Source organism: Antarctobacter heliothermus, from assembly GCF_900188425.1.
GTDB classification, from domain to species: domain Bacteria; phylum Pseudomonadota; class Alphaproteobacteria; order Rhodobacterales; family Rhodobacteraceae; genus Antarctobacter; species Antarctobacter heliothermus.
Genome location: NZ_FZON01000031.1, coordinates 1 through 23,039, shown reverse-complemented (window position 1 = coordinate 23,039; position 23,039 = coordinate 1). Strand labels below are relative to the sequence as shown.

Sequence of the window (23,039 nt, the reverse complement as noted above, 5' to 3'; positions counted from 1 at the left end):
TGGCGTCCACCTCAGGCGGCCGCCTCATCCTCACCGGCCTGCTGGCGGGCCCAAAGCGCCGAATAACGCCCCTGACGGGCCAACAGATCGTCATGGGTGCCCTGTTCGACCACCTGCCCGTCCTGCAACACCACGATCCGGTCGGCGTCGGCGATGGTGGACAGGCGGTGCGCGATGGTGATCACGGTCCGCCCCTCGCCCGCGCGGCGCAGCGCCTCCTGGATCGAGGCCTCTGTTTCGGTGTCCAGCGCGCTGGTCGCCTCATCCAGCAGCAGGATCGGCGGATCTTTCAGCAAGGTACGCGCAATGCCGACGCGTTGCTTTTCGCCGCCCGACAGTTTCAGGCCGCGTTCGCCCACCTGTGTGTCATAGCCCTCTGGCAGGCTGGCGATAAACTCATGGATCTGGGCGGCCCGTGCGGCGGCAATGATGTCGTCCTCGGACGCGCCGTCACGGCCATAGGCGATGTTATAGCGGATCGTGTCGTTGAACAGCACCGTGTCCTGCGGCACCACACCGATGGCGGCATGCAGGCTGTCCTGTGTCACGTCGCGCAAGTCCTGTCCGTCGATCTGCACGCTACCGCCGTCCACGTCGTAGAACCGGAACAACAGACGCCCGATGGTGGATTTGCCCGACCCCGAGGGGCCTACAAGCGCGACGTTCTCACCCGCGCCCACGGTTACATCGATGCCCTTGAGGATCGGGCGGGTCGGCTCATAGCCGAATTTCACATCCGTGAACGTCACGACGCCGCCCGACACCGCCAGATCCGGCGCTCCGGGTTTGTCCGACACCTCGCGCGGCTGTTCCAGCAGTTCGAACATCTCGCCCATGTCGACCAGCGCCTGCCGGATTTCACGGTAGACAGTGCCGAGAAAGTTCAGCGGCATGGTGATCTGGATCATGTAGGCGTTGACCATGACGAAATCGCCCACCGTCAGCGCGCCGTTCTGCACCCCCACTGCCGCCATGGCCATCACCGCCACCAATCCGGAGGTGATGATCAGCGACTGGCCGGTGTTCAGCGCCGCCAGTGAGGTCGCCGTCTTGATCGCCGCCGCCTCGTAGCCCTGCATGGCGACGTCATAGCGCGCCGCCTCGCGCCCCTCGGCACCGAAATACTTGACCGTCTCAAAGTTCAGCAGGCTGTCGATCGCCTTTTGGTTGGCGTCGGTGTCCTGCTTGTTCATCTCACGGCGCAGCTTGACCCGCCATTCCGTCACCTTGAAGGTAAAGATGATATAGAGGCTGATCACACCAACGACGACAGCCAGATACCAGACATCGAACAGGAAAAAGAGCACCGCCGCGACCAGCAGCAGTTCCAGCATCAACGGCCCGATGCTGAACAGCAGGAAACGCAGCAGGAATTCAACGCCCTTGACGCCGCGTTCGATGATGCGGCTCAGCCCGCCGGTCTTGCGGGTGATGTGATAACGCATGGACAGGCGGTGGATATGGGTAAAGGTCTCCAGCGCCAGACGGCGCAGAGCGCGCTGTCCGACCTTGGCAAAGACCGCATCGCGGAGTTGCTGGAACCCCACGGTCATCAACCGCGCCACGCCGTAGGCCACTGTCAGGCCCACTGCGCCCAGCATCAGGTCGGACACATCGCCCGACAGCGTGTCGACCGCTGCCTTGTACAAGATGGGGGTGAACACGGCGATCAGCTTGGCCAGCACCAACAAGGCCAGCGCGATGACCACGCGGCGCTTGGCCCATGTTTGCCCCTCTGGCCAGAGATAGGGGCCGACACGGCGGATGGTGCGCCAGCCAGAGCGGCGCTCTTCGCGGGCAATGTCACTGGCGGAGGTCAAGTCTGGGGGCATGGGGGACCTTTGGCTGATCCCCCTCACCTAGCCCTTTGATTGCCGGGTTTCCAGAGCCGCCCCGAGATTGGCGCAGCCAGCGTGCAGATCAGTTCCCCGCGCCGTCCGGCAGATTGAAGATCTGGCCGGGGTAGATCAGGTCGGGGTTGCGGATCCGTTCGCGGTTGGCCTCGAAGATGCGGACATATTGCATTCCGTCGCCGTAGCGATTGCTTGAAATCCCCCACAGCGTATTGCCCGGCTGGATTGTCACGGTGCGCACAAGACCGGTTCCCCCGGCAAGGGCGCGTTCAAGAACGGCGGCGCTTTCGCGCAGGAACGGGCTTTCGACGCGCGCGGTGACCTGACCGCGCTCATTGATCTGGTCGATGCGCAGCACATAGGTGCCCTGATCGACCTCGGGCAGCTCCACCCGCCAGCCGCCGTCTTCGCGGATCCGCGAGGTCGTGACAGGCGTGTTGTCCAGGTAGATGCGCACAAAGGCCGCTGTCTTGCCACGTCCCGACAGCAGCACATCACCCTGATCGTCGTAACTGATCGAATCCAGCGCCACATCCCCCGGCGCGATCGGCGCGGTCGACAGCGCCTCTACCCCGCGCGGCGTGGACAGCAGCACCGCAGGCCCTCGCGGCGACGCCGGCGGGTCGGTTGCATCCGGCAAGGCGCGGGCGGTGATGACCGGGTCCGCGGCGGGCATCGCCGGATCGGCCCCGGCCAGAGGGCCGACAGGCTCGGGGATAGCAGTGGTGACAGTCCCGACCTGCGGCGCATTGGGATCCTTGTCATCGACAGGAACAGGCGTTCCCGGCGCGGCCCCCGGACGCAAAGGCGCAACCCCCGCCTGTGGCGCGGGCTGCACGCCGGGAACAGGGCCGCGCGCCGGTGCGCCGTTCCATTTTGGCGCGCCAAGCGGATCGGGTCCGACCCCGACCTCGGGTTGCGGGAACACGCCGGCGATCTGGTCGGCGTCCGTTGCGGGCTGGCCTTTGGCCGCCTCCGGATCAACTACGGGAGCCGAGGCAACCACCGCGCCATCGTCACCGACAGGTGGCGTGCTGGGGGGGGGCGCTGCGGGCGACGTGGCGACAGGGGGAGTGATGGCAGGAGGTGTAGTGGCAGGAGGTATGGTTGCACGGGCCGGGTCGGCATCGGACGCGTCCGGGTCAGCTCGGGTTTCCAGAATCGGGCCGGTGTCCACAGCGGCCTTGGGCTGGCGTTCGGGGAGGATGTCAGCGGCGGCGACCTGTTGCGGCGCGACGATCACCTCTCCCTCGGACAGGACCGTCTTTTCGTCGGCGGTCTGGCGCAGGCTGATGACGGCGGCCCGGTCCGGCGGCAGGTTGAGGAAGGTGGTGAACTTGCCGTCGCGCCCGATCTCCAGCGTTTCGACCGGCTCGCCGTCGACAATCACTTCCAGCTTGGCCCCCGGCTCTCCTCCGCCCGCGATCAGCGAAAAGCCATCGGTTTCGGCACGCACAACGTCAAAGCTGGGGCGTTTGATCGCCACATCCCCGTCCAGCAGCAGTTCGGGGACAACGGCGGTTGCGCCCGGGTCAAAAAGCGGCAGCAAGGCACCGGCGGCCGGGTCCGGGTCCGTCGCATCGGGTGCGGCCCCGGCGTCACGGGGCGCGGGCGCGGCGGCGGTCTCGACCGGGGCGGGCGCTGCGGTTGTCGCATCCGGGGCCGTTGCGGTAAGTGTCTCGTCGGGCAGCGGCACCGCGACAGGCCCTGTGGGCGTCGGCGCTGCGGATTCAATCGGGGCGGGCGCGGCCCCCGTCTCATCCGGGGCCGGGGCGACAGTGGTGTCAGTGGGCGCAGATGGACGCGGAGGTTGCGCCGGATCGGACGACACCGGGTCAGCGACCGCAGCAGTTTCCAGCGGCGGCGTTGCCGGGTCGGGCGTTTCCGCCGTGGCGACCGGCGGCGTGGCCGGATCGGGTGCATCTGCCGTCGCAACCGGCGGGCTGGTTGGATCGGGCGCATCCGTCGTCGCAACCGGCGGCGTGGCCGGGTCGGGCTTATCCGCCGTCACAACCGGCGGGCTGGCTGGGTCGGGCGTATCCGCCGTCACAACCGGCGGGCTGGCTGGGTCGGGCGCATCCGCCGTCGCAACCGGCGGCGTTGCCGGGTCGGGCGTTTCCGCCGTGGCGACCTGCGGCGTGGCCGGATCGGGTGCATCTGCCGTTGCGACAGGCGGGCTGGCCGGGTCTGGTGCGTCTGCCGTCGCAACCGGCGGTGTGGCCGGGTCGGGCGCATCCGTCGTCGCAACCGGCGGGCTGGCTGGATCGGGCGCATCCGTCGTCACAACCGGCGGCGTGGCCGGGTCTGCCGTGGCCAGCGGTGCATCCGCATTTGGCGCAACTGGCGGCACCGGCGCCTCGGGTGCGGTGACAACCGCTGCGGGCGGCGGTGTGTCCACAGCCGGCGTCCCCGGCATCTGGATCATGCCGGTCATCACCATCACGGTCACGGTCCCGACGGTCCCGGCGCCAGCGATGGCCGAATAGAGTGCGATCTTGCTCATGGCAGCCTTCCGAACGTCTGTCCCCATGGCCGCAGCCCCCCGACGGGACCACAGGGTGGTTGAGCGTGTATATCCCACAGGCTACGAAGGGTCAAAAGTCGTTTTCTTTCGGCAACCTTGGGGTTTTGCATGTCTACATCTTCCATCTGTGTCTATTGCGGGTCGCGCAAGGGCGGAAATCCCCGCTTTACGACCGAGGCCGAGGCCCTTGGGCAGGCCCTGGCCGGAGAAGGCTGGCGGCTGGTCTATGGTGCCGGAGATGTCGGCCTGATGGGCACCGTCGCGCGGGCGGCTCAGGCGGCGGGTGGTGAGACCTTTGGCGTGATCCCGACCCACCTGTTGCAGTTGGAGGTCGGCAAGACCGATCTCACCCGGTTCGTGATCACCGAGACCATGCATGAGCGCAAGAAAGTCATGCTGATGAACGCCGACGCCGTGGTGGTCATGCCCGGCGGCGCCGGGTCGCTGGACGAGTTTTTCGAGGTGCTGACATGGCGACAGTTGGGCCTGCACAAGAAACCCATCGTGTTGCTGGACGTGGCCGGATACTGGGAACCGCTGAGGGCGCTGATGCGCCATGTGGTCGACAACGGCTTTGCCGATGGCTCACTGCTGGATTTTGTTCAGACCGGCGGTTCGGCGGATGAGGTCATGACGCTTTTGCGGCGTGCCCTGTCCTGAGCGAGACCGGCACCGGAGTATAGCGCCAGCGCGACCCAGATCAAACCGAAGGCCGCGATGTGAAACGGCGTCAACGGCTCTGAAAACAGCACCACGGCGCAGAAGAACTGCAAGGTCGGGTTGAGGTATTGCAGCAGACCCAAGGTCGCCATGTTCACCTTTTTGGCGGCGGCGGAAAACAGGATCAGCGGAAAGGCCGTCAGCAGGCCGGAAAACACCAGCAAACCGGATGTCCGGAGATCCGCGCCGAACACGCCGCTGCCCTGTCCCTGCAACCACAACAACCAGAGCAACGCCACCGGGCAGAGCAGCAACACCTCTGCGGTGACAGAGACCACCGCGCCCACCGCCATACGCTTTTTCACCAGCCCGTAGGCCCCAAAGGTCACCGCCAGCGTCAGCGCGATCCACGGCGCGCTGCCCAGCCCGACGGTCAGCGTCGTCACCGCCAGCGCGGCCAGACCGACCGCCACCCATTGCAGCGTGGCCAGCCGTTCACGCAGCACGACAACCCCCAGCAGGACTGCCACCAACGGAAAGATGTAGTAGCCCAAAGAGGTTTCGCGCACCTGGCCGATCTGCACCGAATAGATGAACAGAAACCAGTTGGTCGTGATCATCAGCGCGGCAAAGCCGGTGATCAGCACCGCCCTGCCCGTCCCCAGCGCCTCGCGCAACTTGCCCAATCGCCCCTGCACTGCCAGCAACCCGGCAAAGACCACCAGCGACCAGAAGGTGCGATGCGCCAGCAATTCCAGCGGCGGCACGTTGACCAGAAGTTTGTAGTAGATCGGCGAGAGCCCCCAGATCGTGCAGGCGCCGATCATGAGGAGAATGCCTTGGGTCTGGGGGCGCATGAGGGTCTCCGGTCACTGCCCCTGCCCTACAAAGCGGCGCGCCCGGCTGCAAGCGGGTTGGGCGGACGGCAAGCAGGGGACCCTGTCGCCGCCCGACCTCATACCACCGGCCAATCAGAATTAGTCCGCTGGCAGGGCACGGCCTGCACAGAGTTATCGGGACACGAGGGAAACCCGGTATCGCGGCCAGTCGTTCCTTAGCCGCCTGCCCCGCCACGCAGCCATCGGCGCACCCGCCAGGCCGCGAACAGCGCCGGGATCAGGGTGATCAGCCCCAGCCCGAAAATCGTCAGCGGCAGCGCCCAGAGATGCTCGAAAACGGGCAGTTTCACATTGCCCTTGGCATCGGGGCGGAACAGGATCTGGTGGCGCGATCCGATCTCGAAGCCCCAGTTGGACGAGGACTGGCCCAGGCTGGCCTCGGTCATGTCCCCGCCGCCAAAGTCATAGCGAAAGACCGGACCGTAGGCGGTATGGCTGCCTTCCCAGGGGTTCCAGTTTTCCCATTCGTAGACGCGGACCACCTCGCCGGTCGTGGTTTCGGCGCGAGAGACGAAGTTGAGGCTATCGTAGGCCAGCAATGCCGCTGCCGCCCCAAACAGCCCCGGCGTAACGAAGATGAGAAGCCAGACACGCCAGGATACCTGACGCCGTCCATCCGGCCCGGTGCGCCACAGGAAAGCCTGCCTCTGGTTCATTTGACCGATCAGGTTGCGCAGCATTGCGCGCCCCTCGCCTGACCGAATGCCGAAAGGACCGGATCGCCACGCAGGCGATCCCCGAAAGGCCTGATTGTATTCATGTTTTGAAAAACCTTCCCGAAATGCTGTCGATGGTCCGGATGGACCCGGGGGCCCATGACAGCACCACCATAAGGTTTTTGTTCGTTTTTGTGAAACGCCGCAATCGGGGCTTGCTTTGCAGCGAGAGGGGCATTGTGGCGTGGGCCGTCGCCGGAACGACAACGCCCCCGCAGCATTCTGCGGGGGCGTTCTTTGTCTTCTGGTCCGGAGTCCCGGCCCCTCAATGCCGGAATTACAGGCGCGAGGCGACGTTGTCCCAGTTCACCAGATTGTCGAGGAAGTTGGCCAGATAGGCCGGACGCTTGTTGCGGAAGTCGATGTAGTAGGAATGCTCCCACACGTCGCAGCCCAGCAGCGCCGTCTGACCAAAGCACAGCGGGTTCACACCGTTTTCGGTCTTGGTCACTTTCAGGCCGCCGTCGGCGTCCTTGACCAGCCAGGCCCAACCGGACCCGAACTGGCCCGCGCCTGCGGCAGAGAACTGCGACTTGAACTCATCAACGGTGCCAAAGCTCTCCTTGATGGCCGCTTCCAGTTCGCTGGGCATGGCATTCGGGCCGGGGCCCATCATTTCCCAGAACTGCGTGTGGTTCCAGTGCTGCGAGGCGTTGTTGAACACGCCAGACTGCGCCACTGCGCCCGCCTGATATGTGCCCTTGACGATCTCCTCGACAGATTTGCCCTCCCACTCGGTCCCGGCAATCAGCTTGTTGCCGTTGTCGACATAGGCCTTGTGGTGGATGTCGTGGTGATATTCCATCGTTTCCTGGCTCATGCCCTGGCTGGCCAGAGCGTCATGTGCGTACGGAAGATCGGGAAGTTCAAAAGCCATGGTTCACCCCTTCGTGATGTAGCAGAATACTGCTCAATAGGTGTCCCTCCAACAGCGGAACGTCAACCCTGCCACGCCATGGAAAGATGAGTTCAGCCGGAAAGTTTTGTCACCGTACAGGTCCCGGCGCGATTGAACAGGTCTTCATAGCCTTGCGGACGCGCGGAAACATTCACCTTGCCGGTGGCCTTGAGATAGGTGGCGCGGTAATCCATCCGCACGGTCTGGTTCGACGCAGAGCGCAGTTCAAGCTCCCAGGCCACGGTGACGCGGGCGGCATTGTCACGCACCAGCGTGCCTTCGACCGGGACGCCGTTGTTGAATCCAAGGATCGATGCGTCAGACACAACCACGCGGTCGGTGGCCCGATCCAGCGCAATAAAAATCAGCGGCTGAATCCACTGCCGCCCGGAGGTTCCCCTGATCGCACATTGATAAGCCGTCATTTCAGCTGACGCCGCCCCGCAAAGCGCAGTCCACAGCAGGCCTGAAAGGATGGTTCGGCGCATCGCGGGCCCCTTGTTCCGGTGTCCGCACCCACCATCCGCAGCCGCGCGGCGCAACGCAACCTCGCTCGCCTCTATTTGACGTGAAAGCCCACCTGACTGTCAGGGTCCGCAACCGTCGAAAGCAGGGAAAACATGTAGCCCGCCACCGACCGGAAACAGAAGACCCGCGCTGTGGTGTCATCCAGCAGCCAGACCCCGGCGGCGACCTGTGCAAATCGCGTGCGGCGCAATTCCCCCGCTGGCAGCGCCTCGGGGGCGAAATCCACCGGCGCCAGCTTGGCCAGCACATCGCGGAGCTGCGTGCCGCGCAGCTGGAACAGTGCGCGCATGTCAGAGACGTTCACGATCAGCACATGCTGCCCGTCCAGCGCCGCGGTCAGACGATCCACCGCCGCAGGTGCCTGCCGGTATGGCACCAGCAGCAGCAGTTCATCCGGCGACATCCACAGCAGGCCAGTGTCCCCGGCGGTGTTGGCACCGCGAAGGCCGGGCATCTCCAGCCCGGCCAGGTCTGTCACGGCGGCGATCACCTCGGGCGCGGACAGATCCCCGCGCAGTGTGATCATCCCTTGCGGTCCGATTTCGCGCACCTCGACCAGACCGTCAAAGCTGGCACTACCCAGCGGCAGGACAGGATCAGACATTCTGTTTCTCCCCTTCGGGATCAAAGAAGACGGGATTGACGATGCGGGCCTTGTGTTCCGTCTCGCCATCGTCGCCGATAAAGGTGATGACCTCGTCCATGCGGTCCGGTCCATGGCGGACCAGACCCATGGCGATCCCCTTGCCCAGCGTCGGCGAATGATAGGTCGAGGTCACGCGCCCCTGCGTGTTGCGCTGGCCGTTGGCGTTGTTGCCCGGCGCCACGGCATAGGCACCGTCCGGCAAGACAGACCCGTCCAGCGTTTCCAACCCCACAAGCTGCCAGCGCTCGGGGTCAGTCATATGACTGCGGGCCTGCGCGCGTTTGCCCAGATAGTCGTCTTTCTTCTTCGATATCGCCCAGTGCAGGCCCAGATCCTGCGGGATGATGGTGCCGTCGGTTTCATCGCCGATCATGATGAACCCTTTTTCGGCCCGCATGATGTGCAGCGCCTCGGTGCCGTAGGGCGTGGCGTCCCACTCGGCCCCAGCCTCCAGCACCTTGTCCCAGAACGCCCGCCCCAGATGGGCGGGTACGGCGATCTCATAGCTCAACTCACCGGAGAAGGAGATGCGGTAGACCCGGACAGGGAACCCGGCAAGCGTGCCATCGACCCAGCCCATGAAGGGCAGCGTTTCTTTGCCCACATCCATGCCGCCCAACTTTTCCAACAGCTTGCGGGCGTTGGGGCCGACCACGGCGACCTGCGCGTATTGTTCGGTGACGTTGGCGGTATAGACCTGCCAGTCCCACCATTCGGTTTGCAGCCATTCCTCCATATGGGCGTGGATTCGATCCGCGCCGCCCGTGGTGGTGTGGCACAGGAACGTGTCCTCATCGATCCGCGCCACCACGCCGTCGTCGCTGAGAAAACCGTTCTCCGAACACATCAGCCCATAGCGGCATTTGCCCGGTTTCAGCGTGCTCATCATGTTGGTGTACAGCATGTCGAGGAAACGGCCCGCGTCCGGTCCCTTTACGATGATCTTGCCCAGAGTCGAGGCATCCAGCAGCCCTAGGCTGTTGCGGGTGGCCAGCACCTCGCGGTGGACCGCCTGTTCCACGTCTTCACCGTCGCGGAGAAAGCAATAGGGCCGACGCCAATGGCCGACCGGCTCCCAATGGGCGCCGTTGGCCTCGTGCCAATCGTGTAGCGGTGTCTTGCGCAGCGGCTGAAAGATCTCACCCCGCGCCTCACCGGCAATCGCGCCCATGCTGATGGGGGTATAGGGCGGGCGAAAGGTGGTGGTGCCGACATTCGGGATGTCCTCACCCAATGAGGCAGCAAGCGTCGCCAGCCCGTTGATGTTGCTCAGTTTCCCCTGATCCGTCGCCATGCCAAGCGTGGTATAACGCTTGGTGTGTTCGACGCTCTCATAGCCTTCGCGGGCGGCCAGCTGCACGTCCGACACCTTGACGTCGTTCTGAAAGTCCAGCCAAGCCTTCATGCGCAGGTCATCCCAGGCATTGGCAGGCATTAGCCAAACCGGCATCAGCGGCGTTTCAACGCTGTCTGGAGCGGTCGGGAGTGTGGTTTGCGGGCGGTCGCAGCCAAGGGAGACAGCCACGCCTTTACCTTTAAGATCAGCATCTTGCAGCACATATCTCAAGTGCATATGCCCATCCGCCGCGCCGGCACAGACCACAAAGGCCTGCCCGTCCGCGCCGGTGGGTGCCTTGCTAGAGTCGGGACGGAAAAACGACTGTTCGTCGTCCCAGGTCAGCTTGCCGCCGCAATGCGACCACAGGTGGACCACCGGCGACCATCCCCCTGACATCGCGACTGCGTCGCATGCGATCTCTTCCACCATCGCGCCGCCGCCCGCCATCGCGCACAGCGCCACGCCGGTGACCCGCTTGCCGCCCTTGACCTTGGCAATTGCGCGCCCGGTCTCAACCCGGATTCCCAGCGCCTTGGCCTCTTGCATCAGCGCGCCGCCACCAAATTCCCGTGCGTCGATCACCACAGGGACGTCCTGACCGGCCTTTTTCAAGGCAATGGCCGTGCGATAGGCGTCGTCGTTGTTGGTGACGACAACCGTCTTGCGACCCACCGCAATGCCGAAATTGATCAGATAGTCCCGCGCTGCCGAGGCCAGCATCACACCCGGCACATCATTCCCGGCAAAGCTGATCGGGCGTTCAATCGCCCCTGTGGCGGCGATCACCTGACGGGCGCGAATACGCCACAGCCGATGGCGCGGACCGCGCGTATTGGCCAGATGGTCGGTCAGCCGCTCATAGCCCAGCACATAGCCGTGATCATAGACGCCTGCCCCCATGTTGCGGGTGCGCAGCGTGACATTTGGCATAGCTTCAAGGGCTTGCACAGTTTTCTTGATCCAGTCGTCAGGTGACAGGCCATCAATCTCGCCGCCATCTACCGGGGCGCGCCCCCCCCAGAAAGCGGTCTGTTCCAGCACCAGAACCTTGGCCCCGGACTCGCCCGCCGCCCTGGCCGCCTGAAGCCCGGCAACGCCGCCGCCCACCACCAGCACATCGACAAATGCGTAGAAATGCTCATAGATGTCGGGATCGCGCGTTTCGGGGTCCGGTGCCTTGCCCAGACCCGCCGACTGCCGGATGAACGGCTCATAAACGTGCTTCCAGAAGGCGCGCGGCTGCATGAAGGTCTTGTAGTAGAAGCCCGCCGTCAGATAGCGCGCAAAAAATCCGTTCAGCGCGCCGATGTCATACTCCAGCGACGGCCAGTGGTTTTGCGAAGTGGCTATGAGGTTCGGGAACAGTTCCGTCGTGGTTGCCCGCTGGTTCGGCTCATGGTGTGCGCCCTGCCCGAGGTTCACCAGCGCGTTGGGCTCCTCTGCCCCGCTGGCGACGATGCCGCGCGGGCGATGGTATTTGAAGCTGCGGCCAACAAGCATCTGATCATTCGCCAGCAGCGCCGAGGCCAGCGTATCGCCATCTGCCCCGGTCATGGATTTGCCGTTGAAGGTGAACTTGACGGTTGAATTGCGGTCGATCAGACGGCCGCCGGTGGCGAGACGGATGCTCATGGCTCAGGCCCTTACGTTTGTCTGACGGTCGGAAAGAGGGGTATTTGTACAGAGAAGAAACATCAGGACAGATCCCTCCATGACCAGCCGGGACGTTTTTCAGTGATCTTGTCCAGCAGGTCTTTGGGCGGTTGAAAGGTCTGTGCGGGATAGGTGCCGAAGACCTCCATCGTCATGGTGCAACGCGCCGCGTGGAACCATTTTCCGCAGCCGTTCACATGCCGCCAGCGTTCGAAATGCACACCTTTGGGGTTTTCGCGGGTAAAGAGGTAGCCCTCGAAATCGTCGTCCGACGCACCAGGACCGAACCGCTTGATATGCGCCTCGCCACCGGCGTGCAGTTCGGTTTCGTCGGCATGGGCGCCGCAGCAGGGGCATTCAAAGGTCAGCATCGGAATACCTCCTTGGATGGCATGGGGCGGGACGTGCAAAGGCCGGGGCGCGCATGCACCCCGGCCAAACTGGCAGTCCGAAAAGGACCAATGAAGTCAGTCGCCGCCAGCGCTTTTTGCGTCAGGCGCGGCGTCAGCGGCAGGTGCGGCGTCTCCGTCGCTTTGCACGGTGATGTTGAGGTCAGCGCCGCCACCGTCTGCGGCGGGCGACCCGATGTCTCCGGCGAAGACGACATAGGCCAGAACTGCGACGACAACGACAAGAATACCGACAATGAACGCGAGGCCGGAATTTCCGCCATTGTCGCGGGTTGTCGTTGTGGTCGTATTGTTGTGTGTAGCGTCCGACATGGGGCGTCCTCCTGTGCTGTCATCTCGACTATGCGATCTGACATAGGAACGCGCTTGCACCCGTCAGGGTTCCAATCCGCGACAGTGTCGGCGGCGACAACTCGCGCAAGACAGCCCATCAATGTGCCACCCCTGCGGCCACGCTTTCGTCAATAAACTTGCCTTCGCGGAAGCGCGACATGCTGAATTCTTCGGTCAGCGGCGAATGCCCCTTGGCCATCAGCTCGGCAAAGCCCCAACCGGAGCCAGGGATCGCCTTGAACCCGCCGGTGCCCCAGCCGGAGTTGATGAAACAGCCCTCCAGCGGCGTCTTGGACAGGATCGGAGAGCGGTCGCCGGTCACATCCACGATCCCGCCCCACTGGCGCAGCATCTTGAGGCGTGACAGCATCGGGAACGTCTCGATCAGGGCGCGCACGGTTTCCTCGACGTGGTGGAACGATCCGCGCTGGGTAAAGCCGTTATAGCCGTCGGTGCCGCCGCCGATGACCATCTCGCCCTTGTCGGACTGACTCATGTAGCCGTGCACGGTGTTGGCCATCACGACGCAATTCATGATCGGCTTGATTGGCTCTGACACCAACGCCTGCAGCGGCACCGATTCAAGCGGCAGCCGGAACCCGGCCATATTGGCCAGATCACCGGAGTGTCCAGCCACCACGATCCCCAGCTTTTCACAGGAGATATCGCCCTTGGTGGTCTGTACGCCGGTGACGCGACCGGCCTCTTGCAGAACACCAGTGACGGCGCATTGCTGGATGATGTCGATGCCCATGGCCGAGCACGCCCGCGCATAACCCCAGGCCACCGCATCGTGACGGGCAGAGCCTGCCCGTTCCTGCCAGAGCGCGCCCAGCACCGGGTAGCGCGGCCCGGCGAGGTTGATGATCGGCACGATCTCCTTGACCTCACGCGGGGTGATGAACCGCGTCTCCACCCCCTGCAGGGCGTTGGCGTGCGCGGTGCGCAGGTAGCCGCGCACCTCATGTTCAGTCTGGGCCAGCATCATGACGCCGCGCGGGCTGAACATGACGTTGTAGTTCAGGTCCTGCGACATCGTCTCATACAGGCTGCGCGCCTTTTCGTAGATCGCCGCCGACGGGTCCTGCAGATAGTTTGACCGGATGATGGTGGTATTGCGGCCAGTGTTGCCGCCGCCCAGCCAGCCCTTTTCGATTACCGCGACATTGGTGATGCCAAAGTTCTTGCCAAGGTAGTAGGCGGTGGCAAGGCCATGCCCACCCGCCCCCACGATCACGACATCATAGCGCTTCTTTGGCTGCGCTTTGCGCCAGGCGCGGTCCCAGTTCTTGTGACCTGAGAATGCTTCGCGGGCGATGGCAAAGGCGGAATAACGTTTCATAGGGCTCGAATCCGGTTCGTCCGTTTCGGGTGTGATGCACTCAAACGCATATGTGGAGGTGTGTGCAACCGTCACAATACCGTGCAGTTGCGACATGGCGCGTCATGCCGGGATTTTGCCCTTTTTTCCAGATCGCCAGCACCTTAAGTCAGGGCAAGGGAAAGGGAGGCCGATGACGCTATTCTGGATCGTGACAGGAGCAGCCGCAGTGCTGGCAGCCGCAGCGCTTGTTCTGGCGCTTTTGCGCGGACGGCGGGCCACCGGCCCGTCAGAGGCCTATGACCTTGACGTGTACCGTGACCAACTCAAGGAAGTGGACGCCGACGCCGCGCGCGGCAAGATCTCACCCGAAGAGGCAGAGCGCCTGAGGGTCGAAATCTCACGCCGCCTGCTGGGGGCGGACGCCAAGATGCAGACCGTCGGCACCAAGGCCGACCAGCCGCGTGCCTTGGGGTATGTTCTGGCGGCGGCGATCACCGTACTGGTCGTTGGCGGCGGCTTTGGCCTCTATACATGGATCGGCGCGCCCGGCTATGGCGACGCCCCTCTGAAAACCCGCCTGGCTCGTGCCGAAGAGGCGCTCAAGAGCCGCACCTCACAAGAGGCGATGGAAGCGCGCATGCCACCCGGCGCGGCGCCCGACGCCTCGGCGGAATACATGCAGCTGGTCGAACGTCTGCGGAGCGCCGTCGCACAGCGTCCCGAAGAAATGCAAGGCCATGTCCTGCTGGCCCGGTCCGAGGCCGCGCTGGGCAATTTTGTCGCCGCCTACACGGCGCAAGCGCAGATTATCAAGCTCAAGGGCGATGCCGCCACTGCGCAGGATTATACAAACCTCGCCGACATGATGATCCTCGCGGCGGGTGGGTATGTCTCGCCACAGGCGCAGATGGTGCTGGAACAGGCGCTGTCACGTGACCCGGACAATGGCGTCGCGCGCTATTACGGCGGGCTGATGATGGCGCAGGTCGGACGGCCGGACGTGGGCTATCGGATGTGGAACAAACTCCTGGGCGAAAGCAGCGTCGGCGATCCATGGGTCGAACCGATCACCAACCAGATTCAGGATCTTGCCTTTCTGGCGGGCGAACAGAACTTCCAGATGCCCGAATTGAAAGGCGCCGCCCCCGGTCCCAGTCAAGCCGATGTCGCCGCCGCCGCTGACATGACCCCCGAAGAACGCCAGGAAATGATCCGCGGCATGGTTGGCCAGTTGTCGGACCGGCTCGCCGAACAGGGTGGCCCGGTCGAGGACTGGGCGCGGCTGATCTCTTCGCTGGGTATCTTGGGCGACACCGAAAAGGCCGGTGCCATCTACGCAGAGGCGCAGACCGTATTTGGCGATAGCCCCAAGGCGCTTGCCTTGCTGCAAGGCGCGGCGCAGCGGGCCGGGATTGCGGATTGACCCCTTTGACCCGAGCGCCCCGCGCCCCCTTTGCACCGTCTTTGCTGTCAGGCTGCGCCCCCTGCCCCGAGGCACCGGCCAACGGCCGGCGCCGAGACATCCAGCGCGCCGAAAGGCGCCCTTCTGGATTGCGCCCGCTTAACAGGAAATCTGTCCATGATTCATGACAGCATCGAAGATTTCGCCGCCGCTCTTGCGCCGATGTCGGCCCTTGCCGGGCTGGATCTGGGCACCCGCACCATCGGCGTTGCGGTCTCTGACAGGTTCCGGTCGGTGGCCACACCGCTAGAAACCGTCAAGCGCAAGAAATTCGGGCTCGACGCCGCGCTACTGGTGAAAATCCTCGACGCGCGCGAAATTGGCGGCGTCATCCTCGGCCTGCCCCGCAACATGGACGGCAGCGAAGGCCCGCGCTGTCAGTCGACCCGCGCCTTTGCCCGCAACTTTGCCGCGCTCTGGCCCGGGCTTATCGGCTTCTGGGACGAACGCTTGTCCACCGTGGCCGCCGAAAAAGCCCTGTTGGAGGCGGATACGACACGAAAACGTCGCTCCGAGGTCATAGATCACGTCGCCGCCGCCTATATCCTGCAAGGAGCACTGGACCGGATGCGCCATCTTGGCAAACTCGACCAGGACCGAAACGGGGAATGATGAAAGACGATATCTGGCACCGCAACGAGATCGAAAGCCCCTGCGTGAAGGTCTGCGTGATCCATCCGCAAGAGCGTCTGTGCACCGGCTGTCTGCGGACCGCGCGGGAGATTACCCTGTGGTCCAACATGTCGCATGACGAACGGCGCGAGGTCATGGACGATCTTGCAAACCGCTCGGGCCGTCTGCACAAGCGTCGAGGCGGGCGCGCGGCCCGCCTCAAGCGTCAGGACTAGGCAATACCGCCGGTCTGGACCACCACATCGCTCAGCTCCACCGGTCCGCCAACCCGGACTTCTTCGTACACGAAACCGTCGATCCGCAGTTGCACATCATACGGATAGGCGGCTCCGGGCGCGTTTTCCACGATTGTGACCTCTGCCAGGGCAAGATCCGCTTCGGACACGTCGAAGACGATCACATCCTCTCCGGACACGAAATCCACAAAGATCGGGCTGTACTCCGAGGCCAGCGCGTCCAGCGTATCCTCGCCCTCGCCGCCATAGACCACCGTGCCCGCCAAGAGGTCGTCACCGGCATCGCCGTGGACCTCGACATCGCCCACGGCATAAATCTCGTCGTTGCCGTCGCCGCCATGCAGGACACCGGAAAAGCCGGAAACGATCGCGTTGACCCCCGGCGCGCCGATGCTGTCATCGCCCGCGCCGCCGTCGACGTCGACCGTATAGTTGCCGGTCGAGAACAGTTCGAACACGTCGTTTCCTGCCCCGCCGTCTACCGTCACATTGGCGGAATCGACGTTGATCAGGTCGTTTCCGTCGCCCAGATCGACCACGTTCTGATCGGTCTCCGGCGACGAGAAGAACGGCCTGTCGATAAAGACCTGGTCGTTGCCCGCCCCCGCGTCGATGCTGTCAGAGCCAAAGCCCGATGTGATCACGTCGTTTCCAAGGCCGCCGGTCAGGGTGTCGTCGCCTTCGTCACCGTCGATTGTGTCGTTGCCGTCGCCGCCGTCGATGTTGTCATTGCCCTCGCCGCCTCTGGCGACGTCATTGCCCGCGCCGCCTGTCATGACGTCGTTGCCAAGCCCGCCGACCAGAGAATCGTCGTTGCTGCCGCCGCTGACCGTATCGTCCCCGGCCCCGCCGTCCAGATCGTCCTCGCCGGTGCTGCCGGACAGGATATCCTGCCCATCGTCGCCCAGCAGCGTGTCGTTGCCGCCGTTGCCGTTGAGGGTGTCATCCCCGGCCCCGCCAGACGCGGAATCGTCGTCGTCCCCGCCAGAAACGACATCGCTTCCGTCTCCTGCCAGGATCGTGTCATTACCCGCGCCTCCGGACAGGTCGTCGTCCCCGGTGCCGCCCACTAGGACATCGTCGTTGCTGCCGCCGCCCAGGGCATCGTCCCCGGGACCGCCGTCCAGACTGTCTTCGCCGGTGCTGCCGGCCAGGCTGTCGTCGCCCTCTTCGCCAAACAGCGTGTCATTGCCAGCGTTGCCGCGCAGGTCGTCGTCGCCCGCGCCGCCAAAGACCAGATCATTGCCGGCAAAGGTCGCGATGAAATCGTCGTCCCCGCCCAGCGTGATTTCGTCGTCACCTGCGGTGGGCGCGTTGGGGTCAGTGCCGCCGCCGGACCCTCCGTCATCGGAGTCGGAACCGCCTCCGCCGGAGTCTCCCAGCACTAGGCCAAGTAACAAGAGCGGCAGAATTGACATCAGAATGAGCATGGCAGTTGTCCCCCCACAGGATTGCAGGGGGCAAGTGGACACTTAAATGCTTCATACTGAAACAAAATCTTTCGACTGTTCCTTGGCAGGCTACAATCACACCCGCACTGGCCACTTTGACCACAAAAACGCGGAAGTAGCGGGTATCGCCGCAACTCAGGGCTGTATCCAGCCGAAAACGCCACTGTCGATAAGTGGGCGAAAATAGGCGATCATCCGGCCTTCGGGAGCGGCCTCGGCCCTCACCTGCCACGGCGCGATTCCATGCAGGGTCAATCGATGAAGCGCAATCGCCTCACCCGGCGCGGCGGGCAGCGTGACGCGGCGGCAGGTTTCGAAACAGGTCCGGCGCGCGGCGGCGTAGGCCTCGGTCACATCGACACCGCCCCAGTCCTCGGGTGGATAGCCGTCCAGCGCCTCGCGCAGCGCGGCGCGCATCACCGCGTGGCTGCCCTCCCAGACCACCAGAGGGCTGGCCGCCGGGTCGGCCTCGGTCAGCGGCAGACCCAGGATCCACGCGTGCGGCTCCAGAATGCGGCGGCGGCGGTTTGGTCCTTCGGCGATGATCCCGTCGACATGGGCCGCGTCGCGTCGCAACCGATACCGAAAACCTGCGTCGCTTTCACCGTCGCGCGGACGTGGATAGCCCGGAAAGGTCACCGAAAGTTGGGCCGGGTGTAGGTCTGGAAAAGGCCCCAGGGCGTCGATGGCCGAACCGGCCAACGGCACACCGGCGATGCTGCCATCGGGTGCGGTGGGCAGTGCATCGACGCCAACAAACCATGTGCCCTGACATTGCAGCCACTTGGCGCGCATCGCCGGATCGGCCAGCACCTCGCGCCCGGCACGCAGCGCCTCCCGCGCCCAAGCCAGCGTCTGCGGATTGGTCGCAAAACGTGTCCAACCAAGGATTTCAAGGGCGCTTATCCCCACAGCGCCTCGCGCATCATGTTCACCGCCACCAGCAGGATGAACCCGGCAAAGACCCGGCGCAGGACCAGCGCTGGCAGTGCATGGGCCAGACGCGCGCCCAGCGGAGCGGTCAGAAACGTCATGCAGACCGTGATCAGAAACGCCGGCCCGTTGACCGCACCCAGAGTCCAGGGTGGCGCGCCGTCGACAGAGACAAGGACAAAGCCAATCACCGACGGCACGGCAATCAGCAGGCCAAAGCCCGCCGCCGTCGCCACTGCCCGATGCATCGGAACGCTGTAGAGCGTCATCAGCGGCACACCAAAGCTGCCGCCGCCAATGCCCATCAGGACCGACAGGAACCCGACTGTCGGCGACAGCACGCCGCGTGTCACGCCGCCCGGCATTTGCGGACCGACCCGCCAGTCCTTGCGCCCAAAGGCAAGGTAGAGCCCGACGCTCATCGCCAGAACGGCAAAGATCAGCGCCAGTGCGTCTGATCGCAACCGCGCCGCCACCAGCACCCCCAGCACCGCGCCTAGCGCAATCCCCGGTGCCCAGCAGCGCAACAATTCCCAATCGACCGCGCCGCGCTTGTTGTGGGCCATGACCGACCGCGTCGATGTGACAATGATCGAGGCAAGCGAGGTGGCAAGACAGACCTGCATCAACTGCGGCCCGTCAAAGTCGAGCGCCGTGAAGACATAATAATAGGCGGGCACAAGGATGATTCCCCCCCCGACGCCAAACAAGCCGGCAAGGATGCCGGCAAACCCGGCCGCCACGACGAGGATGCCCACGAGGGGCAGAAGTACCGAAAAATCCATAAGTCAGGCTGCCTTTGCCCATCCGATGTGTGAAAGCGCGCGTTCGACAAGTTCTGGCCCCGCGCCATCGCGGGTCGCCCCCTCGGACAGGATCTGCCGCCAGCGCCGCGCGCCGGGACGCCCTGCAAAAAGCCCCATCATGTGGCGCGTGACCTGGTGCAGTCTGCCGCCCGTACTCAGGTGCGCCTCGATGTAGGGCAGCATGGCGCGGGCCACATCCTCGGGCGTTTTGCTGTCGCCCTGCCCCCAGATCCGCACATCCGCCTCTCCCAGAATGTCCCAGGGTTGGTGGTAGGCCGCGCGGCCCACCATCACGCCGTCCAGCCCGTTGTCGAGGAACCCCAACGCCTGATCCAGATCTGTGATGCCGCCGTTGATTGACAGATGCAGATGCGGAAACAGTCCCCGCATCCGCTGAACCAGGTCGTAGTCCAGCGGCGGTATATCGCGGTTTTCCTTGGGACTGAGCCCTTTCAACCACGCCTTGCGCGCGTGGATGATGATACGCGAACAGCCCACCGCACCAAGACGTGCCAGAAACTCGGGCAACACGTCTTCGGCGTCCTGATCATCGACGCCGATGCGGCATTTCACCGTCACCTCCACATCCACAGCGTCCTGCATGGCGGTCACGCAATCGACCACGGTTTGCGGGTGCTTCATCAGCACCGCACCAAAGGTGCCTGACTGCACCCGGTCCGAGGGACAACCGCAATTGAGGTTGATCTCATCATAGCCCGCCGCCTGCCCCATCCGCGCCGCTTGCGCCAGTTCATGAGGGTCCGAACCGCCGAGTTGCAGCGCAACGGGATGTTCCTCGACGTTGTGGTCCAACAAATGCAGCGCCCCCCCGCGCACCAGCGCAGGCGCGGTCACCATCTCAGTGTAGAGCAACGCCCGCGATGAGATCAGGCGGTGAAAATACCGGCAATGCCGGTCCGACCAATCCATCATCGGGGCAACGCTTAGCCGAGAAGAAGATTTAGCATTTGAATTCATAGGCATAACAGAAGTTCCGAGGTTTCGTCATTTTTCCGCAGGTCCTGTGTGTCACCCCGACTTTCACTGATTTTCGCGGGATTTCAGAGAACGCTTGCCACCGATTAACAGCTTTTTATGCGACCCGCATCCCCAAGTGAGCGGCCCCGGAAACGTGCCCTCCGCCCAATTCTGATCCTGCCTCGACCAATATCAATGTAAGCGGCGTCTGCGCGGCACGAGGCTTTCATCTTGACGGTTTGAAGTTCCAGGGCATCAGGTCGTCGATGGCGGACTGGGGATGGTCGTTGGCGATCGCCTTGAGGGTCGCCTTGAGATAGGCGAACGGCTCGACACCGTTGATCTTCGCAGTCTCTATCAGGGAGGCGATGCGTCCCCACGCCCTGCCGCCCTCATCATGGTCTGCGAACAACGCGTTTTTGCGGTTCAGAGCGATCGGGCGGATCAGGTTCTCGACGCTGTTGGAGTCAATCTCGACGCGACCATCGTGGAGGAAGGTCTGGAGCCCGTCCCAGTGACGGTGGATGTAAGCCAGCTTCTCCCCGAGGCGGGACTTGGCCGAGACGCGCAGTCGCTGTTCCTGGAGCCATTCGCCGAAGGCGGCGACCAAGGGAGCCGTCCTCGCCTGACGTGCCGACAGCCGCTGGCCCGGGGCTATGCCTCGGATGTCGGCCTCGACCTTGTAGAACTCGGCGATGCGCCGCAGGCCCTCGGCGGCGATCGTCACGCCGCAGGCGTGCCTCTGGCACGACCCCGTCGCGGTCGAAGACCTCCTTCAGCTTGCGCCGTGCGTGGGCCCGGCAATGCGCTACACAGATCGGATCACCGCCCTTCCGGGAGGCGCGTGTCAGCCGGTTGTAACCGGTATAGCCGTCGAGTTGCAGCGTGCCGTCGAAGCCGCGCAGGACCTTCTCTGCATTCTGTCCGCTGCGATCCGGGGCATAGAAGAAGACCACGCCCGGCGGGTCGTCACCGCCCCACCCACGATCGTCGCGCGCGAGGGCCCAGAGGTAGCCCGTTTTCGTTCTTCCCCGCCCTGGGTCCAGCACAGGTGCTGTGGTCTCGTCCATGAACAGCTTGCCGGAGGACTTCAGGTGCTCGGCCAGCCGGTCAACGACGGGCCGGAGGTGGAAGCCTGCGACACCGACCCAGTCCGCCAGCGTGCTGCGATGGATGTTGACGCCCGACCGGGCAAGGATCTGGCTCTGGCGATACAATGGAAGATGGTCTGCGTATTTGCTGATCAGCACATGGGCGATGGCACCCTCAGTGGGCAGGCCGCCTTGGATGAGAGCCGCAGGCGCGGGCGCCTGTGTGACGCCGTCGGTGCAGATGCGACAAGCGTATTTCGGGCGGATGGTGGCGATCACCCGCAGTTGCGCGGGTACGATGTCGAGACGCTCCGTCCGGTCCTCGCCGATCCTGTGCATCCGCCCGCAGCCACACGGGCATTCGAGGCTGTCCGGTTCGACGATCTGCTCAATGCGCGGCAGGTCTGCGGGCAGGTTTCCACGGTTGCGCTGCGCGGGCGTGACCTTGCGGCGCGGGGCCTCATCCGAGGACGCGCGCTCGTCGTGCTGCTTCTCGACCTCGGCCACAGCGGTCTCGAGGTCCTCGAAGGCAAGCTGCCGGTCATCCTCGCTGAGCTTCTCGGAATGAACCGCCCCGGGTGTTTCGGAGACCTGTAGCTTCATTTCACGCAACCATATCGAGCACGCCGCGCTGTGCATAGAAGTTCTCTTCGGCCTCGTCTGGCGGGATATTTCCGATGGGTCCAAGCAAACGTCTGTAGTTGAACCAATCGACCCATCCGAGGGTGCCATTTCCAGATCCTGCATGTTACGCCATGGGCCCTGCCGATGGACCAGTTCGGTTTTGTAGAGGCCATTGATCGTCTCGGCGAGGGCGTTGTCATACGTGTCACCGACACTGCCGACCGACGGTTCGATGCCAGACTCAGCCAATCGCTCGGTATAGCGAATGGATAAATATTGCCCGCCGCGGTCCGAGTGATGAACCAATCCGCTCTTCTGGACGGGCCGTCGATCATGCAGGGCTTGTTCCAGAGCATCGAGGACAAAGTCAGTTTTGGCAGACTGCGAGACCCGCCATCCAACGATGCGGTCAGCGAAAGTGTCGATGACAAAAGCCACATACACAAAGCCCTGCCATGTCGATACGTAGGTAAAGTCGCTGACCCAGAGCAGGTTCGGTGCAGGTGCGCGGAAAACGCGGTTCACCTTGTCACGCGGACAGGGCGCCGAAGTGTCGGGGATCGTTGTTTTGACCACTTTTCCGCGCACAGCGCCACGGATGCCGATCTGTTTCATAAGGCGCCCCACCGTGCATCGCGCCAGTGTAAAGCCCTCGCGCTTCAGCTGGTGCCACGCTTTTCGAACACCGTAGACCTGATAGTTTGTAACCGCGCCATTGGCACCGCCTGCCTGACGCTGGTGCGATCATCTAGGACACGTGTTTAACGACGTCGTTAACGACGTGTCTTATGCGGGGTCATCGATGCGTGGTGAAATTCTTGGGGTGGAGCGGCGGCGTTTCTGGCGCGATGAGGACAAGCTCGAAATTGTCATGTCGGCTGGTGTTGGTGGGGAAACGGTGACGCAAGTGGCGCAGCGCCACGAGATTACGCGGCAACAGATTTACGCCTGGCGGCATGAGTTGAAGAAGAAAGGTTTGTGGTCGCCCGATGCCGGGGCACTTTTCTACCCGTTGGATATTCCGGTCGCGTCCGGAGTGCCG

At 63.9% G+C, this 23,039-nt stretch carries 20 protein-coding genes and 2 pseudogenes; 5 read left to right on the top strand and 17 right to left on the bottom strand.

Annotation, left to right across the window (positions count from 1 at the left end; genetic code table 11):
* Positions 1–11 precede the first annotated feature (11 nt).
* Positions 12–1,832 (bottom strand): ABCB family ABC transporter ATP-binding protein/permease, encoded by a 1,821-nt coding sequence (locus CHB90_RS15415; RefSeq protein WP_089278755.1) that lies wholly within the window; start codon positions 1,830–1,832, stop codon positions 12–14.
* Positions 1,833–1,920: 88 nt separating this feature from the next.
* Positions 1,921–4,356 carry a LysM peptidoglycan-binding domain-containing protein gene (locus tag CHB90_RS15410; RefSeq protein WP_141135896.1) on the bottom strand — a complete coding sequence of 812 codons (2,436 nt, stop codon included), beginning with the start codon at positions 4,354–4,356 and terminating at the stop codon, positions 1,921–1,923.
* Positions 4,357–4,485: 129 nt separating this feature from the next.
* Between CHB90_RS15410 and CHB90_RS15405 the strand changes: the two genes are divergently transcribed.
* Positions 4,486–5,037, top strand: coding sequence for an LOG family protein (locus CHB90_RS15405; protein WP_089278753.1), 552 nt, complete (start codon positions 4,486–4,488; stop codon positions 5,035–5,037).
* Here the strand turns inward: CHB90_RS15405 and rarD are convergent.
* From rarD to CHB90_RS15360, 9 genes are all read right to left on the bottom strand, one after another.
* Positions 4,980–5,894 carry an EamA family transporter RarD gene (gene rarD / locus CHB90_RS15400; RefSeq protein WP_089278752.1) on the bottom strand — a complete coding sequence of 305 codons (915 nt, stop codon included), beginning with the start codon at positions 5,892–5,894 and terminating at the stop codon, positions 4,980–4,982. The genes CHB90_RS15405 and rarD overlap by 58 nt on opposite strands.
* 197 nt (positions 5,895–6,091) lie before the next feature.
* Complete coding sequence (locus CHB90_RS15395; protein ID WP_089278751.1) at positions 6,092–6,616, bottom strand: DUF3592 domain-containing protein; 525 nt, start codon at positions 6,614–6,616, stop codon at positions 6,092–6,094.
* Positions 6,617–6,929: 313 nt separating this feature from the next.
* On the bottom strand, positions 6,930–7,529 hold the full coding sequence (locus CHB90_RS15390; RefSeq protein ID WP_089278750.1) for a superoxide dismutase: 600 nt from the start codon (positions 7,527–7,529) through the stop codon (positions 6,930–6,932).
* 92 nt (positions 7,530–7,621) lie between these two features.
* Positions 7,622–8,038, bottom strand: coding sequence for a hypothetical protein (locus tag CHB90_RS15385; protein WP_089278749.1), 417 nt, complete (start codon positions 8,036–8,038; stop codon positions 7,622–7,624).
* A 71-nt stretch (positions 8,039–8,109) separates the two neighbouring features.
* Positions 8,110–8,682: a sarcosine oxidase subunit gamma gene (locus CHB90_RS15380; protein WP_089278748.1), complete on the bottom strand. Its 573-nt coding sequence runs from the start codon at positions 8,680–8,682 to the stop codon at positions 8,110–8,112.
* Positions 8,675–11,695, bottom strand: a complete 3,021-nt coding sequence (locus tag CHB90_RS15375; RefSeq protein ID WP_089278747.1) for a sarcosine oxidase subunit alpha family protein — start codon at positions 11,693–11,695, stop codon at positions 8,675–8,677. Before CHB90_RS15375 ends, CHB90_RS15380 begins: the two co-directional genes overlap by 8 nt.
* 62 nt (positions 11,696–11,757) lie before the next feature.
* Complete coding sequence (locus CHB90_RS15370; RefSeq protein WP_089278746.1) at positions 11,758–12,087, bottom strand: sarcosine oxidase subunit delta; 330 nt, start codon at positions 12,085–12,087, stop codon at positions 11,758–11,760.
* 96 nt (positions 12,088–12,183) lie between these two features.
* Complete coding sequence (locus tag CHB90_RS15365) at positions 12,184–12,438, bottom strand: hypothetical protein (RefSeq protein WP_089278745.1); 255 nt, start codon at positions 12,436–12,438, stop codon at positions 12,184–12,186.
* A gap of 118 nt (positions 12,439–12,556) precedes the next feature.
* A complete protein-coding gene (locus CHB90_RS15360; protein WP_089278785.1) occupies positions 12,557–13,801 on the bottom strand; it encodes a sarcosine oxidase subunit beta family protein in 1,245 nt (414 codons plus the stop codon).
* A 172-nt stretch (positions 13,802–13,973) separates the two neighbouring features.
* On the opposite strand from CHB90_RS15360, the gene ccmI reads away from it, so the two are divergent.
* The 3 genes from ccmI (at position 13,974) to CHB90_RS15345 (ending at position 16,093) form a co-directional block, all read left to right on the top strand.
* Positions 13,974–15,206 (top strand): c-type cytochrome biogenesis protein CcmI, encoded by a 1,233-nt coding sequence (gene ccmI / locus CHB90_RS15355; protein WP_089278744.1) that lies wholly within the window; start codon positions 13,974–13,976, stop codon positions 15,204–15,206.
* Positions 15,207–15,362: 156 nt separating this feature from the next.
* The gene (gene ruvX, locus CHB90_RS15350) at positions 15,363–15,857 is read left to right on the top strand and encodes a Holliday junction resolvase RuvX (protein ID WP_089278743.1); all 495 of its coding nucleotides are present in this window, start codon (positions 15,363–15,365) and stop codon (positions 15,855–15,857) included.
* On the top strand, positions 15,857–16,093 hold the full coding sequence (locus CHB90_RS15345; RefSeq protein WP_089278784.1) for a DUF1289 domain-containing protein: 237 nt from the start codon (positions 15,857–15,859) through the stop codon (positions 16,091–16,093). Before ruvX ends, CHB90_RS15345 begins: the two co-directional genes overlap by 1 nt.
* Here CHB90_RS15345 and CHB90_RS15340 read toward each other — a convergent pair.
* From CHB90_RS15340 to CHB90_RS15315, 6 genes and pseudogenes are all read right to left on the bottom strand, one after another.
* Complete coding sequence (locus CHB90_RS15340) at positions 16,090–17,544, bottom strand: calcium-binding protein (protein ID WP_089278742.1); 1,455 nt, start codon at positions 17,542–17,544, stop codon at positions 16,090–16,092. The genes CHB90_RS15345 and CHB90_RS15340 overlap by 4 nt on opposite strands.
* A 156-nt stretch (positions 17,545–17,700) precedes the next feature.
* Positions 17,701–18,477, bottom strand: coding sequence for a phytanoyl-CoA dioxygenase family protein (locus CHB90_RS15335; RefSeq protein WP_425426633.1), 777 nt, complete (start codon positions 18,475–18,477; stop codon positions 17,701–17,703).
* Positions 18,468–19,283 carry a sulfite exporter TauE/SafE family protein gene (locus CHB90_RS15330; RefSeq protein WP_089278741.1) on the bottom strand — a complete coding sequence of 272 codons (816 nt, stop codon included), beginning with the start codon at positions 19,281–19,283 and terminating at the stop codon, positions 18,468–18,470. The genes CHB90_RS15335 and CHB90_RS15330 overlap by 10 nt, the downstream gene beginning before the upstream one ends.
* Before the next feature lie 3 nt (positions 19,284–19,286).
* Positions 19,287–20,282, bottom strand: a complete 996-nt coding sequence (gene dusA, locus CHB90_RS15325; RefSeq protein ID WP_089278740.1) for a tRNA dihydrouridine(20/20a) synthase DusA — start codon at positions 20,280–20,282, stop codon at positions 19,287–19,289.
* Between the two features lie 226 nt (positions 20,283–20,508).
* Positions 20,509–21,937 (bottom strand): annotated as a pseudogene (gene tnpC, locus CHB90_RS15320) (IS66 family transposase); the annotation flags it as partial.
* Between the two features lie 40 nt (positions 21,938–21,977).
* Positions 21,978–22,699: pseudogene (locus CHB90_RS15315) on the bottom strand (IS3 family transposase); the annotation flags it as partial.
* Positions 22,700–22,799: 100 nt separating this feature from the next.
* Here CHB90_RS15315 and CHB90_RS15310 point away from each other — a divergent pair.
* The coding region (locus tag CHB90_RS15310; protein ID WP_141135898.1) for a transposase at positions 22,800–23,039 on the top strand (240 nt) is incomplete at its 3' end.

Excerpts from the sequence above, each read along its gene's own strand:
- CHB90_RS15415 (WP_089278755.1), bottom strand. The coding sequence starts at position 1,832 with ATGCCCCCAGACTTGACCTCCGCCAGTGACATTGCCCGCGAAGAGCGC.
- CHB90_RS15410 (WP_141135896.1), bottom strand. The coding sequence starts at position 4,356 with ATGAGCAAGATCGCACTCTATTCGGCCATCGCTGGCGCCGGGACCGTC.
- CHB90_RS15405 (WP_089278753.1), top strand. The coding sequence starts at position 4,486 with ATGTCTACATCTTCCATCTGTGTCTATTGCGGGTCGCGCAAGGGCGGA.
- rarD (WP_089278752.1), bottom strand. The coding sequence starts at position 5,894 with ATGCGCCCCCAGACCCAAGGCATTCTCCTCATGATCGGCGCCTGCACG.
- CHB90_RS15395 (WP_089278751.1), bottom strand. The coding sequence starts at position 6,616 with ATGCTGCGCAACCTGATCGGTCAAATGAACCAGAGGCAGGCTTTCCTG.
- CHB90_RS15390 (WP_089278750.1), bottom strand. The coding sequence starts at position 7,529 with ATGGCTTTTGAACTTCCCGATCTTCCGTACGCACATGACGCTCTGGCC.
- CHB90_RS15385 (WP_089278749.1), bottom strand. The coding sequence starts at position 8,038 with ATGCGCCGAACCATCCTTTCAGGCCTGCTGTGGACTGCGCTTTGCGGG.
- CHB90_RS15380 (WP_089278748.1), bottom strand. The coding sequence starts at position 8,682 with ATGTCTGATCCTGTCCTGCCGCTGGGTAGTGCCAGCTTTGACGGTCTG.
- CHB90_RS15375 (WP_089278747.1), bottom strand. The coding sequence starts at position 11,695 with ATGAGCATCCGTCTCGCCACCGGCGGCCGTCTGATCGACCGCAATTCA.
- CHB90_RS15370 (WP_089278746.1), bottom strand. The coding sequence starts at position 12,087 with ATGCTGACCTTTGAATGCCCCTGCTGCGGCGCCCATGCCGACGAAACC.
- CHB90_RS15365 (WP_089278745.1), bottom strand. The coding sequence starts at position 12,438 with ATGTCGGACGCTACACACAACAATACGACCACAACGACAACCCGCGAC.
- CHB90_RS15360 (WP_089278785.1), bottom strand. The coding sequence starts at position 13,801 with ATGAAACGTTATTCCGCCTTTGCCATCGCCCGCGAAGCATTCTCAGGT.
- ccmI (WP_089278744.1), top strand. The coding sequence starts at position 13,974 with ATGACGCTATTCTGGATCGTGACAGGAGCAGCCGCAGTGCTGGCAGCC.
- ruvX (WP_089278743.1), top strand. The coding sequence starts at position 15,363 with ATGATTCATGACAGCATCGAAGATTTCGCCGCCGCTCTTGCGCCGATG.
- CHB90_RS15345 (WP_089278784.1), top strand. The coding sequence starts at position 15,857 with ATGAAAGACGATATCTGGCACCGCAACGAGATCGAAAGCCCCTGCGTG.
- CHB90_RS15340 (WP_089278742.1), bottom strand. The coding sequence starts at position 17,544 with ATGCTCATTCTGATGTCAATTCTGCCGCTCTTGTTACTTGGCCTAGTG.
- CHB90_RS15330 (WP_089278741.1), bottom strand. The coding sequence starts at position 19,283 with ATGGATTTTTCGGTACTTCTGCCCCTCGTGGGCATCCTCGTCGTGGCG.
- dusA (WP_089278740.1), bottom strand. The coding sequence starts at position 20,282 with ATGAATTCAAATGCTAAATCTTCTTCTCGGCTAAGCGTTGCCCCGATG.